Origin of the sequence: Leclercia sp. W17, from assembly GCF_003336325.1 — a bacterium.
Classification (GTDB): Bacteria; Pseudomonadota; Gammaproteobacteria; order Enterobacterales; family Enterobacteriaceae; genus Enterobacter.
In genome coordinates, this window is record NZ_CP031101.1 from 68,576 (window position 1) to 81,912 (window position 13,337).

A 13,337-nucleotide genomic window follows, 5' to 3' on the forward strand; every position below is an offset into this window, starting at 1 on the left:
GAGGACGAAAGCATGCAAATCAGTGATGGAAACTGGCTAATTCAACCGGGTCTGAACGTTACCTATCCGGTTCAGGTATTCGATGTGGAACAGCAGGGCAATGACCTGGTGGTCTATGTCGCCCCGCGCGACGTGCGCGAGCGCACCTGGCAGCTGGATACCCTGATGTTCACCGTGCGCCTGTTTGCGCCGCAGGAGGGGATTGTCGGGGTGCGTATCGAACACTTCCAGGGGGCGCTGAATAACGGCCCACACTATCCGCTCAACGTGCTGAAAGACGTTAACGTGCAGATTGAAAACAACGCGGAGTTTGCCGAGCTGAAAAGCGGCAATATCAGCGTACGCGTCACCAAAGGCGAGTTCTGGTCGCTGGATTTCTTCCGCGACGGGCAACGCATCACCGGCAGCCAGCTGAAAAATAACGGTTACGTGCAGGACGGCAATACCGATCGCAACTACATGTTTGAGCGTCTGGATCTGGGCGTGGGTGAAACCGTCTACGGCCTGGGCGAGCGCTTTACCGCCCTGGTGCGCAACGGCCAGACGGTCGAAACCTGGAACCGCGACGGCGGCACCAGCACCGAGCAGTCGTACAAAAATATCCCGTTCTACCTCACCAACCGCGGCTACGGCGTGCTGGTAAACCACCCGGAAAACGTCTCCTTTGAAATAGGCTCCGAGAAGGTGTCGAAGGTGCAGTTTAGCGTCGAGGGTGAATATCTGGAGTACTTCGTCATCGACGGCCCGACGCCGAAAGAGGTGCTCAACCGCTATACGCAATTCACCGGGCGTCCGGCGCTGCCGCCTGCGTGGTCGTTCGGGCTGTGGCTCACCACTTCATTCACCACCAACTACGACGAAGCGACGGTGAACAGCTTTATCGACGGCATGGCGGAGCGCGACCTGCCCCTGCACGTCTTCCACTTCGACTGCTTCTGGATGAAGGCCTTCCAGTGGTGCGACTTCGAGTGGGACCCGGTCACCTTCCCGGACCCGGAAGGGATGATCCGTCGCCTGAAGGAGAAAGGGCTCAAGGTCTGCGTATGGATCAACCCGTACATCGGGCAGAAATCACCCGTATTCAATGAGCTGAAAGAGAAGGGCTATCTGCTGAAACGTCCGGATGGCTCCCTGTGGCAGTGGGATAAATGGCAGCCGGGGCTGGCGATCTACGACTTCACCAATCCGGAGGCTTGTGCCTGGTACGCCGACAAGCTGAAAGGCCTGGTGGATATTGGCGTCGACTGCTTTAAAACCGACTTTGGCGAGCGCATCCCGACCGACGTTCAGTGGTTCGACGGTTCCGATCCGCAAAAAATGCACAACCATTATGCCTACATCTACAACGAACTGGTGTGGAACGTGCTGAAAGAGACGGTGGGCGAGGAAGAGGCGGTGCTGTTCGCTCGCTCGGCCTCCGTGGGGGCGCAACAGTTCCCGGTTCACTGGGGCGGCGACTGCTACGCCAACTACGAATCGATGGCCGAAAGCCTGCGCGGCGGGCTGTCGATTGGGCTCTCCGGATTCGGGTTCTGGAGCCACGATATCGGCGGATTCGAAAACACCGCCCCGGCGCATGTCTACAAACGCTGGTGCGCGTTCGGGCTGCTCTCCAGCCATAGCCGCCTGCACGGCAGCAAATCCTACCGGGTACCGTGGGCGTATGATGATGAGTCCTGCGATGTGGTGCGTCACTTCACCCAGCTGAAATGCCGGATGATGCCGTACCTCTATCGCCAGGCGGCGCTGGCCCGCGAGTTCGGCACGCCGATGCTGCGCGCGATGATGCTCGAGTTCCCGGACGATCCGGCCTGCGACTATCTCGATCGTCAGTATATGCTGGGTGATGCGGTGATGGTGGCGCCGGTATTCAGCGAGGCGGGCGACGTGCAGTTTTACCTGCCGGAAGGGCGTTGGACGCATCTGTGGCATAACGATGAGTTGCAGGGCAGCCGCTGGCACAAACAGCAACACGATTTCCAGAGCCTGCCGGTCTACGTGCGCGACAACACCCTGCTGGCGCTGGGTAACAACGACCAGAAACCGGACTACGCCTGGAACGAAGGTACCGCCTTCCAGCTGTTTAACCTGGCCGATGGCGCCACGGCGGTAAGCGAAGTCCCTGCGGCGAACGGTGCCGTGGCCTTTACCCTGACCGCGATGCGCAGCGGTGATACCATAACGTTAAAAGGGAGCGGCGAAGCGCGGAACTGGACGGTCTGCCTGCGCAATGTGCAGCGGATTAGCAGCGTGAAAGGCGCATCCAACATCGGCAGCGAGTGGGGCGTGGTGTTGAAAGCCGAAGGGGATGAGGTGGTAGTTCACCTCTGAGTCGTCTGGAAAAGCCCGGCGGCGCGTTGCTTGCCGGGCCTACGGATTGTGCATGCTGTGGGTTTTGTAGGCCGGGTAAGGCGAAGCCGCCACCCGGCAATCCAGCGCGCTCTGATGCCCGGCGGCGCTGCGCTTGCCGGGCCTACGGGTCGTGCATGCTGTGGGTTTTGTAGGCCGGGTAAGGCGAAGCCGCCACCCGGCAATGCAGTGCCCTCTGATGCCCGGCGGCGCTGCGCTTGCCGGGCCTACGGGTCGTGCATGCTGTGGGTTTTGTAGGCCGGGTAAGGCGAAGCCGCCACCCGGCAATGCCGTGCGGTCTGATGCCCGGCGGCGCTGCGCTTGCCGGGCCCACATTATGGTGCGGGTGGTGGTGCCACCGTATTCACCGCCCCGCCCGTCATCGTCTGGGTCACCTGTTGCTTATCCATATTTACCGCATTCAGCCTGCCGTTAACCGTCGGTTTTAACGGGGAATCTTTCTGCACGTTGCCGCTGGCGGTGAGCTGAAGATTGCCGTCGCCGGACACCGGCAGCGCTGGCCAGCCCCACTGCTGGATGATGTTCAACGGCACGCCGCGCCCGGTCAGATTAACGGTAGTCTGGCGCACCGGGGTCTGCGACACGCTGGCCTTCGCTTCCAGGATCCCTTTCTCGGTAAAGGCGCTCAGTTCATTGATGGCAATCGTCGAGGCGTTGGCGGTAAGCGACAGCGACGGACGACGCACGTCCACGCGATTAAAGGTGGCGGCCGCACCGTTCAGGGTGGCAGTGCCTGACCAGACCCCCCACTCGCGATCTTTCGCCAGTTGCAGGTTGGTGCCATAACCATCGAGCGCGGTGATCTGCCACGGGAAGGCGGCGTCGACATCGATCACCAGGTTCCGGCTCAGGCCAAATTTGCGCAGCGTGACGCTGTGCAGCCATTCCGGCAGGGTCGTGATCCACTGCGTTTTCCAGTTCTCCGGCAGAGTGTATTCCAGCCCGGCGACGGCGACATCATCCAGCACCAGCGCTTTACCACTGCGCAACCAGTTGCCGGAGGTGCGCACCATCCCACCTTCCCAGCGCGAAGTGAACTGGCGCAGGGCGATCCCCTGCGGGGAGAATTCGGCGTTCAGGATCGGATCGAATAGATGCAGTGAACCGTAGATAAATTCACTGGCGTTCATCGACAGGCGGCCATCCTCACTCTGCCAGTCGCCCTGGCTCAGGGTCAGGTTGCGCAAGTTTAAATCGAGATCGGTGACCGCCCAGTCCGGCCCCTGCAGGCGGGCGTCGGTCACGTCGAGGCGGCCAATCTGCAACGATGGCAGGGTAGTAATCGGGGCAAAAAAGTCGGACAGCGATTTATCGCTCTGCAGGCGGATCTCATTCAGGCGCATGTTGTCCACCTTCCAGCCGCCGTTGGCGTCGCGACGCGCGGTGCCGGTGAGCGAGCCCCGGGCCATGTCTGCGCCGATGGTGGTCAGCACCACCTCTTTACCGTTCAGTTCACCTTCAATCAGCACGTTGCTGGCCGGTACGCCGTTCAGCGTCAGCGACCCGGCGCTGATCTGAATCTGCGCTTTTTTACCGAGCACGTTGCCCGCTTCAGGGTCCCAGGGGCGCACGCCGCCGGTTACCTTCTGGGCGCTCAGATCCCATTCAGTGTTCGGGCTGTTAAACGCCATGTTGTTCAGCAGCAGGCGATCGGCCTGGAAGGGGAGCGGGGCAGTCTGGGGCGAGAGGTTCAGCGTGCCGTCAAACAGGGTGATGGTATCCATGTGCAGCGGATCGGTGAGCTGGCGGGTGCTCACGCCGATATCCACCATCTTCGCGACCAGCGTCGCGGGTTGGCCATCGCGCCCGAAGGTGACGTTTTTCAGCACCAGGTGCGTGGGCGACGAGAAACGGTGATCCATCAGGTCGAAATTGAGTTCGTAATCGGTGTTTACCGTGATCCAGCTGCTGACCTGCGCCGCTCCCCAGCGGGTTTGTACAAGGATATAGAGCGCGAGGCTCGCAATAAGCAGAACGGCCAGAATACCGACGAGAAGCTTTCCAATAAATTTCATGGTCTTCCATCACGTAAAACGAACATAAAGGAGTTATGCACGATTTATACGCAATGCTCAAGGCGGGAATAGTGTAATTACGTGTCACGGCAGCAGTTGCCTGCTGCCGTGAAAGGCGATCAGTTCTTTTCTGGTGGGAAAATCAGGTTCAGGACGATAGCGGTGATCCCACCGGCGGCGATGCCGGAAGAGAGCAGGTTCTTCACCCAGTCCGGGGCAAACTGCAGGATCAGCGGCTGCTGAGAGACACCCAGACCCACCGCCAGCGACAGGGCGATGATCATGATAGCGCGGCGGTTCAGCGGCTCGCGGGAGACGATACGCACCCCCGATGCCGCGATGGTGCCAAACATCACCAGCGTTGCGCCGCCGAGGACCGGCTCAGGAATGTGCTGCACAAAGCCGCTCACCGCCGGGAACAGGCCCAGTAAAACCAGCATCAGCGCCACGACAAAGCCCACGTAGCGGCTGGCAACGCCGGTCAACTGGATCACGCCGTTGTTCTGGCCGAAGCAAGAGTTCGGGAAGGTGTTGAACACGGCGGAGACAAACGAGTTCAGACCGTTGGCCAGGACGCCGCCTTTCAGGCGCTTCATGTACAGCGGGCCAGAGACCGGCTGTTCAGAGACGTCAGAGGTCGCGGTAATGTCGCCGATGGTTTCCAGCGAGGTGATCATAAACACCAGCATCAGCGGCAGCAGCAGGCTCCAGTCAATGCCCAGGCCATAGTAGAGCGGCGTCGGCACCATGATCAGCGGGCTGTCGGTCGGCGCAACAGACTGCGGCAGCATGCCCATCGCCCAGGCGGCCAGGTAGCCTGCCGCCATGGCGATCACCAGCGAGGCGACGCGCAGGTACGGGTTACGCTGACGGTTAAGCAGAATAATGATTGCCAGCACAATGCCCGCCAGCAGCAGGTTTTTCGGGGCGCCGAAGGTGTGGTCGTTCATCGCCGCGTAGCCGCCGCCGATGGAGGTCAGACCCACCTGAATCAGCGACAGGCCGATAATCATCACCACTACGCCGGAGACCAGCGGGGTAATAATGCGGCGCGCCAGATGCAGAACGCGGGAGATCACCATTTCAGTGCAACTTGCCAGCATCAGGGTGCCGAACAGCGCCGCCATCATGGTAGGCACATCCGCGCCGCCGGTTTTCAGCGCCGTACCGCCCATGATCAGCGGGGCAACAAAGTTAAAGCTGGTGCCCTGAATCGACAGCAGACCGGAGCCCACCGGCCCCCAGGCTTTAATCTGAATAATGGAGGCCACGCCCGAAGCAAACAGTGACATGCTGATAATGTGCTGGGTGTCCTGCGCCGGTAAACCGAGGGCCTGACAGATCAGCAGGGCTGGGGTAATAACGGCCACAAACATCGCCAGCAGATGCTGACAGGCGGCAAACAAGGTCTGCGCCAGCGGCGGACGGTCTTCAAGACGGTAAATCAGTTCACTGTTTTGCGGCTGCGCAATCGGTTGCGCATCCTGCTGTTCAATGGCGTTAACGGACATCTGCTGCGAACCCCTGGAGGAAAAGCGGGCATTTTAGCCGAGTGGATGAGAAAAGCAAACGATTGCCAACAAAAAACGTTGATAAATTCACCCGTCCAGGACGGCTTTTTCTGTCCTGATGCGGCAAAGTTCATTACACTCCTGCTCCCGATTGCGCTAATAACACGCAAACGTTACAGGAAAACGCGCATGTTGATGGAGCACGTGCCTTAAAAGGAGCCCACTATGATTCATCTCGATACGTTGTCGACCCTCGTTGCGGCAACTCTCGTTTTACTGCTTGGCCGTAAACTGGTTCACAGCGTTCCCTTCCTCAGAAAATACACCATCCCGGAGCCCGTTGCGGGCGGATTGCTGGCTGCCATCGCGCTGCTGGTGCTGAAAAAAAGCATGGGCTGGGAAATCAACTTTGATATGACCTTAAAAGACCCGCTGATGCTGGCCTTTTTCGCCACGATCGGCCTGAACGCCAACCTCTCCAGCCTGCGGGCGGGAGGCAAAGTGCTGGGCGTGTTCTTGATTGTGGTGGTCGGTCTGCTGGTGATGCAGAACGCCATCGGCATCGGCATGGCGTCGCTGCTGGGGCTGGACCCACTGATGGGCCTGCTGGCCGGTTCGATTACCCTGTCGGGCGGTCACGGTACCGGCGCGGCCTGGAGCAAACTGTTTGTTGAACGCTATGGCTTCCAGAATGCCACCGAAGTGGCAATGGCCTGCGCCACCTTTGGGCTGGTGTTAGGTGGCCTGATCGGCGGGCCGGTCGCGCGCTATCTGGTGAAGCGCTCCACCAACCCCAACGGCTGCCCGGACGATGAGTTGACGCCGTCGGCATTTGAGAAGCCGGACGTCGGACGTATGATCACCTCCCTGGTGATGATTGAAACCATCGCCCTGATCGCCATCTGCCTGACGGTGGGTAAAGTGATTGCGCAATTGCTGGCAGGCACCGCGCTGGAGTTGCCGGTCTTTGTCTGCGTGTTGTTTGTGGGGGTGATCCTCAGTAACGGCCTGGCCCTGATGGGCTTTTATCGCGTCTTTGAGCGGGCTGTGTCGGTGTTGGGCAACGTCTGCCTGTCGCTGTTCCTGGCGATGGCGCTGATGAGCCTCAAGCTGTGGGAGCTGGCCTCGCTGGCGCTGCCAATGCTGGCGATCCTCATCGTACAGGCCCTGTTTATGGCGCTGTATGCGATGTTCGTTACCTGGCGGATGATGGGTAAAAACTACGATGCGGCGGTGCTGGCGGCCGGCCATTGCGGCTTTGGTCTGGGGGCAACGCCGACGGCGATCGCCAACATGCAGGCCATTACCGAGCGTTTCGGTCCGTCGCATATGGCGTTTCTGGTGGTGCCGATGGTGGGGGCGTTCTTTATTGATATCGTCAATGCGATCGTGATTAAGCTCTATCTGATGCTGCCCATCTTCGGCTGATCAGGCGTTCGAGTAACGCCCGGTCTCTGGCATCCAGCGGTCGATTAACGCTGCCGCCTGTTCGGGGTAGCGTTCATGAATATGGCGTGCCAGACGCTGAACTTCGGGGATCATGCCCTGATCGCGCATCAAATCTGCTACTTTAAACTCGGCGTTACCGGTCTGACGGGTGCCGAGCAACTCTCCCGGCCCACGGATCTCCAGATCCTGTTGCGCAATCACAAAGCCGTCATTGCTGTCGCGTAACACCTGCAAACGTTTTTGCGCCGTTTTCGACAGCGGGGCTTTATAGAGCAATACGCAGTGCGAGGCCACCGCGCCACGTCCGACGCGGCCACGCAGCTGGTGCAGCTGCGCCAGACCCAGACGTTCCGGGTTTTCGATGATCATCAGGCTGGCGTTAGGCACATCCACCCCCACTTCAATCACCGTGGTGGCAATCAGCAGATGTAGTTCGCCCTGCTTGAAGGCCTGCATGACCGCCTGTTTTTCCGCAGGCTTCATGCGGCCATGTACCAGCCCGACGTTCAGCTCCGGCAGGGCCAGCTTTAACTCTTCCCAGGTGGCTTCTGCCGCCTGCGCTTCCAGCAGATCCGACTCTTCAATCAGGGTACAGACCCAGTAGGCCTGACGCCCTTCCTGCAGGCAGGCGTTGCGCACGCGATCGATGATGTCGCTGCGGCGTGTATCCGGGATGGCAACGGTGGTCACCGGTGTACGGCCCGGGGGCAGCTCGTCGATAACGGAGGTGTCGAGATCGGCATAGGCGGTCATCGCCAGGGTGCGAGGGATGGGCGTGGCGGTCATGATCAGCTGGTGCGGATGATAACCCTGCTGGAGACCTTTCTCCCACAGCGCCAGACGCTGATGCACGCCGAAGCGGTGCTGCTCATCAATGATCACCAGCGCCAGACCGTGGAACTGCACCTGCTCCTGGAAGATGGCATGGGTGCCGACAATCATCTGCACCTGACCGCTGGCAATCGCCTCCTGCTGCGCCTGTCGCGCTTTACCTTTTTGTTTACCGGCAAGCCAGCCCACCTCCACGCCCAGCGGCGCAAACCAGGCGCGGAAATTGTTGGCGTGCTGCTCGGCCAGCAGTTCGGTAGGCGCCATCAGGGCGACCTGTCTGCCGTGAGCAATGGCGCGCAGGGCAGCCAGAGCGGCCACCAGCGTTTTACCGGAGCCGACATCGCCCTGCACCAGACGCATCATCGGCACGTCCAGCGCCATATCATGCTCGATCTCGGCGGTAACGCGGGCCTGCGCCCCGGTAGGTTTAAACGGCAGCGAGGCCAGAAGCCTCTCTTTTAATTCATTACGGGCCGGGAGCGGCAGGGCGTGAAAACGCTGTGCTCCGGCGCGCAGCGCCAGCATGCTCAGGTTATGCGCCAGCAGCTCTTCGAGAATAAGACGTCGCTGCGCCGGGTGTTGCCCGCTCTCTAAATCGCTCAACAGCAGTGAGGGCGGCGGGCGATGGAGAGTACGCAACGCATCCGGCAGGCTCATCATCCCCTGCGCCAGCTCCGGCGGCAGAAGTTCGGCAATGGCGCAGGTGTCCAGCAGCTCCAGCGCCTGCTCGGTCAGCTTGCGCAGCGTCGCCTGCTTAACGCCTTCGGTGGTCGGGTAGACCGGCGTCAGCGTCTCCTGCATCTCCGGCGTGCTGAGATCGCCCTGCACGCGGTACTCCGGGTGGATCATCTCCGCGCCATATTTCCCGCGTTTGGCTTCGCCATAGGCCAGCACCCGTCGTCCGGTGGCGAGGCTGTTTTTCATTGCCGCATTGAAGTTAAAAAAGCGCATCGTCAGGATGCCGGAGCCGTCGCTAATCTGGCAGGTCATCATCCGGCGGCCGCCGAAGGTGATGTTGCAGTTCAGGACTTCGCCTTCAACGGTGGCGTAAATGCCAGGCAGGAGTTCACCAATCTGGTAAAGCTGAGTGCGGTCTTCGTAACGCAGGGGGAGGTGCACAAGGAGATCCTGCACAGTATGCAGGCCGATTTTCGCCAGTTTACTGCTCTGGGCCGCGCCAACGCCCGTCAGGGAATTGAGCGGCACAGCATCCAGCAGACGGCCTTGCATGATTTACTTCGCCGCCTGCATCGTCGCCCACCACGTCGCATCGGCTTCAATCTCGCCCTGCAGATTCACGTGGGGGTACGGTAATTTTTTCTGCTTCGCCACTCTGGCCAGCACCGGATAACCGCCTTCAAACAGCAGGCGCTGCTGCTCGTCGTCCGGCAGCATGCTGTTCTCGCGTTTGTACATCCCGGCATTTTGCCGCTGACGCTGCGCTTCATACAGAATGAGGGCGGAAGCTACGGAGACGTTCAGCGACTGTACCATGCCAATCATCGGAATGATAATGTCCTGATCCGCCAGATCTAAGGCTTCCTGGGTGATCCCCGTCTTCTCCTGACCCATCAGAATGCAGGTCGGGCGGGTGTAATCAATTTCACGGAAATCGACGGCTTTGTCGGAAAGGTGGGTCGCCAGAATCTGCATGCCGCGCCCTTTCAGATGCGAAATGGCTTCGCCAATAGTGTTGTGGGCTTTGACCTGAACCCAGCTGTTGCTGCCTGCGGCAGCCGAGGCCATAGGACGCATCCGCGTCCCCTTCCAGACGGCGTGCACTTCATGCACGCCGACGGCATCAGCGGTACGAACGATAGCAGCAACGTTATGAGGTTTATGCACCTGCTCCATGCACACCGTCAGATCGGGCTGACGCCTGGCGAGCATTTCGCAGATCCGGGCATAACGCGTTGAGTTCATAAAACTAGTTTCGGTTACGGGTGACTTTAATGACGTCAGCCATCACGCGGATTTTACGCATGATATTCGCCAGATGCACACGGTCCCGCGCGGTCAGACGAATAAAGGCGCTGTAGACACGGCCATCCTTCTCTTCGGTATTCAGGCTATGAATATTCGAAGAGGCGGTATTGATCGCCGCGGTCAGGTTCGCCAGCGCGCCCTGGTGGTTGAACATATCTACCTTGATCTCGGTGATAAATTCCTGCTCGGTCTCTTTATCCCACTCGACCGCCATAAACTTCTCTGGCTCTTTCTGATAGCCGCGGATGTTACGACAGGATTCGTGATGGATAACCAGGCCTTTACCCGGGCTGACGTGAGCGATAATCGGATCGCCAGGGATAGGGCGGCAGCACTTGGCAAAGGTGATCAGTACGCCGTCGGCGCCCTTGATCGGCAGGTGCCCGTGGCTGGTTGATGACGGCTGCGGCACAGAGGTTTCACCCTGCTGCAGGTTCTTCGCCACCACCACGCTCATCGCGTTACCCAGACCGATCTCTGCCAGCAGGTCATCAAGCGAGGCGAGCTTCATACGCTCCAGCTCGTGCTGAATGCTCTCTTTCGGGATCTCAGCCAGCTTGCGGCTACCCCCCAACGCATGGTTGAGCAGACGACGACCCAGGCTGACGGAGTCATCGCGTTTGAGGTTCTTCAGCAGCTGACGGATCTTGGCGCGCGCTTTCGAGCTCACGACAAAGTTGAGCCACGCCGCGTTCGGACGCGCGCCTGGGGCAGTAATGATTTCCACCGTCTGGCCACTGGTCAACGGCTGTGACAGCGGATACGGCTGCCTGTCAACACGTGCCCCCACGCAGGCAGGACCGATATCGGTATGCACGGCGTGGGCGAAGTCGACCGGTGTGGCACCAGCAGGCAGCTCGACAATGCGCCCTTCTGGTGTGAAAACGTAAATCTCATCCGGGAAGAGATCGGATTTAACGCTCTCGATAAATTCAAACGAGCTACCGGCGCTCTGCTGCAGCTCCAGCAGGCTCTGCATCCAGCGCTGGGCGCGAATTTGCGCGGTAGTGCTGGTTTCGCCGTGCTCTTTGTAGGCCCAGTGCGCGGCAACACCCATCTCCGCCATCTGATCCATATCTTCGGTACGAATTTGCACCTCAACCGGCACGCCGTGCGGGCCAATCATCGAGGTGTGCAGAGACTGATATCCGTTCGCTTTTGGAATGGCGATATAGTCTTTCATTCGGCCCGGACGCGGCTTGTACAGGCTGTGCATCTGACCGAGCACGCGATAACAGGTGTCGGCGTCATGAACGATCACGCGGAAGGCGTAGATATCCATGATCGAGTGAAAACGCTGCTCTTTGAGCACCATTTTACAGTAGATGGAGTACAAATGCTTTTCGCGACCGCTGACGCGGCAGGGGATTCCGGCTTCCTGCAAACGCCCTTCGATTTCCGAGAGGATCTTCTGAATCATCTCTTTACGGTTGCCACGCGCGGCTTTCACCACCTCTTTAATCACGCGGAAGCGGTTCGGGTACAACGCTTCAAAACCCAGCTCTTCCAGCTCGGTTTTAATGTGATGAATACCTAAACGGTGCGCCAGCGGGCTGTAGATTTCGAGGGTTTCACGGGCAATACGGCGACGTTTGTCCGGGCGAAGCGAGCCCAGCGTGCGCATATTGTGGGTACGGTCGGCGAGTTTGATCAGAATGACGCGGATATCCTGCACCATCGCCATGATCATCTTGCGAAAGTTTTCGGCCTGCGCCTCTTTCTTGTCGCGGAAATTCAGCTTATCAAGCTTAGAGACCCCTTCCACCAGTTCGGCAACGCTTTTGCCAAACAGCTGTTCCATATCCTGGTAGGTGGCAGGGGTATCTTCAATCACGTCATGCAGCAGGGCGGCCATCAGCGTTTCATAGTCGAGTTTCATCTCGGCCAGGATACAGGCCACCGCTACCGGGTGCGTGATATAGGGTTCACCGCTTGAACGTGTCTGACCCTCGTGAGCGTCACGTGCAACGAGATACGCCTGCTGGAGACGTTTAATCTGATCTACCGGCAGGTAGGTTTGAATCAGTTGATTCAGGCTTTCAAACAGATACAAGGGCGACCCGCAGGTTTAATTAACGACGACCTTCAGCAATGGCGGTAACGGCCTGCAGTTCTGCGGCTTCCTGCTCTTGCTGCTCCTGGCGCTCACGAACATCGAGGATCTGGCTGTTGATCAGACCTTCTTCGATTTCGCGCAGTGCGATAACGGTAGTTTTATCGTTTTCTTCCGGTACCAGTGGATCTTTACCGCCTGACTGCATCTGACGAGCGCGACGCGCGGCGACCAGCACCAGGTCAAAACGGTTACCAATTTTCTCTACAGCGTCCTGAACAGTTACGCGTGCCATACTTAAAATGCTCCACAGATGAAGAAATGACTGGGCATGATACTGAATGTGGGTTCAGTCTGCCAACAGTTTGGTGATTAATGCGTCATGTCGCTGCTTCTGGCGGCTCATACGCAGACGTTCGGCGCGAAGGATAGTTTTGAGATCGCTCAGGGCGGCGTCAAAATCATCATTCACAATCAGGTAATCATATTCGGCGTAATGGCTCATTTCCGCAACTGCCTGGGCCATACGTTTTGCGATAACCTCTTCGCTATCCTGACCGCGGCCACGGAGACGGCGATCCAGCTCATCTTTCGACGGCGGCAAAATAAAAATGCTGCGTGAATCAGGCATTTTCTGGCGAATCTGCTGCGCGCCCTGCCAGTCGATATCCAGGAATACGTTTACGCCGGTCGACAGCACTTGCTCGATGGTTTCACGCGAGGTGCCGTAATAGTTACCGAAGACCTCAGCGTGTTCAAGAAACGCATCTCTGCCAATCATCGTTCTGAATTCGTCGTGATCGACAAAGAAATAGTGTTCACCGTGTACTTCACCCGGACGCGGCGCGCGCGTGGTGTGAGAAACAGAAACCTGCGTATCGTACAACGGTTGGGTTTTTAACAGCGCCTGAATCAGGCTGGATTTACCCGCGCCACTTGGGGCAGAAACAATATAAAGCGTGCCTTGAGCCATGAGAGTCTTTGTATGTTGATAGCGTTGAAGTCCTACATACGGGCTTATTATACACGTCGCCGCTTCGTGACGTAGCCTTTGTCACACTTTTTCCGTATTCCGGTTGATTTTTGCGTACCTTTTTCCGGTTTTATGGGGTGTTTGCTGCA

General features: G+C 58.7%; 9 protein-coding genes. 2 read left to right on the forward strand and 7 right to left on the reverse strand.

Features of this window, described 5'->3' with window-relative positions:
* The first annotated feature begins 12 nt into the window (after positions 1–12).
* Positions 13–2,331, forward strand: a complete 2,319-nt coding sequence (yicI, locus tag DVA44_RS00365) for an alpha-xylosidase (protein ID WP_114385498.1) — start codon at positions 13–15, stop codon at positions 2,329–2,331.
* Between the two features lie 353 nt (positions 2,332–2,684).
* Here yicI and DVA44_RS00370 read toward each other — a convergent pair whose 3' ends face one another.
* The gene (locus DVA44_RS00370) at positions 2,685–4,385 is read right to left on the reverse strand and encodes an AsmA family protein (protein ID WP_114385499.1); all 1,701 of its coding nucleotides are present in this window, start codon (positions 4,383–4,385) and stop codon (positions 2,685–2,687) included.
* Between the two features lie 119 nt (positions 4,386–4,504).
* Complete coding sequence (locus DVA44_RS00375; protein WP_114385500.1) at positions 4,505–5,896, reverse strand: NCS2 family protein; 1,392 nt, start codon at positions 5,894–5,896, stop codon at positions 4,505–4,507.
* Positions 5,897–6,121: 225 nt separating this feature from the next.
* Between DVA44_RS00375 and gltS the strand changes: the two genes are divergently transcribed.
* Positions 6,122–7,324, forward strand: a complete 1,203-nt coding sequence (gene gltS, locus DVA44_RS00385) for a sodium/glutamate symporter (protein WP_114385502.1) — start codon at positions 6,122–6,124, stop codon at positions 7,322–7,324.
* Here the strand turns inward: gltS and recG are convergent, their stop codons facing one another.
* The 5 genes from recG to gmk are packed head-to-tail and all read right to left on the reverse strand — an operon-like array spanning position 7,325 to position 13,188.
* Positions 7,325–9,406: an ATP-dependent DNA helicase RecG gene (recG, locus tag DVA44_RS00390; protein ID WP_114385503.1), complete on the reverse strand. Its 2,082-nt coding sequence runs from the start codon at positions 9,404–9,406 to the stop codon at positions 7,325–7,327. It lies immediately after the preceding gene.
* Between the two features lie 3 nt (positions 9,407–9,409).
* Entirely contained in the window at positions 9,410–10,099 is a 690-nt protein-coding gene (trmH, locus tag DVA44_RS00395) for a tRNA (guanosine(18)-2'-O)-methyltransferase TrmH (RefSeq protein ID WP_103177695.1), read from the reverse strand.
* 4 nt (positions 10,100–10,103) lie between these two features.
* Entirely contained in the window at positions 10,104–12,215 is a 2,112-nt protein-coding gene (gene spoT, locus DVA44_RS00400; protein WP_114385504.1) for a bifunctional GTP diphosphokinase/guanosine-3',5'-bis pyrophosphate 3'-pyrophosphohydrolase, read from the reverse strand.
* Between the two features lie 19 nt (positions 12,216–12,234).
* Complete coding sequence (rpoZ, locus tag DVA44_RS00405) at positions 12,235–12,510, reverse strand: DNA-directed RNA polymerase subunit omega (RefSeq protein WP_039030179.1); 276 nt, start codon at positions 12,508–12,510, stop codon at positions 12,235–12,237.
* A 54-nt stretch (positions 12,511–12,564) separates the two neighbouring features.
* Positions 12,565–13,188, reverse strand: coding sequence for a guanylate kinase (gene gmk / locus DVA44_RS00410; RefSeq protein ID WP_103177697.1), 624 nt, complete (start codon positions 13,186–13,188; stop codon positions 12,565–12,567).
* Positions 13,189–13,337: the final 149 nt, after the last annotated feature.